Below are 687 nucleotides of genomic sequence, written 5' to 3' on the forward strand. Positions count from 1 at the left end.
CAACTTTCGATGGTAGGATAGTGGCCTACCATGGTGGCAACGGGTAACGGGGAATTAGGGTTCGATTCCGGAGAGGGAGCCTGAGAAACGGCTACCACATCCAAGGAAGGCAGCAGGCGCGCAAATTACCCAATCCCGACACGGGGAGGTAGTGACAATAAATACTGATACGGGGCTCTTTTGGGTCTCGTAATTGGAATGAGTACAATCTAAATCCCTTAACGAGGAACAATTGGAGGGCAAGTCTGGTGCCAGCAGCCGCGGTAATTCCAGCTCCAATAGCGTATATTAAAGTTGTTGTGGTTAAAAAGCTCGTAGTTGAACCTTGGGCCTGGCTGGCCGGTCCGCCTCACCGCGAGTACTGGTCCGGCTGGACCTTTCCTTCTGGGGAACCTCATGGCCTTCACTGGCTGTGGGGGGAACCAGGACTTTTACTGTGAAAAAATTAGAGTGTTCAAAGCAGGCCTTTGCTCGAATACATTAGCATGGAATAATAGAATAGGACGTGCGGTTCTATTTTGTTGGTTTCTAGGACCGCCGTAATGATTAATAGGGATAGTCGGGGGCGTCAGTATTCAGCTGTCAGAGGTGAAATTCTTGGATTTGCTGAAGACTAACTACTGCGAAAGCATTCGCCAAGGATGTTTTCATTAATCAGGGAACGAAAGTTAGGGGATCGAAGACGAT

General features: G+C 49.1%; 1 rRNA gene. It reads left to right on the top strand.

Features of this window, described 5'->3' with window-relative positions:
* Positions 1 to 687: ribosomal RNA gene (locus ACFQLX_RS25710) — 16S ribosomal RNA — on the top strand; the annotation flags it as partial.

Origin of the sequence: Streptomyces polyrhachis, from assembly GCF_042663125.1 — a bacterium.
Lineage (GTDB): Bacteria > Actinomycetota > Actinomycetes > Streptomycetales > Streptomycetaceae > Streptomyces > Streptomyces polyrhachii.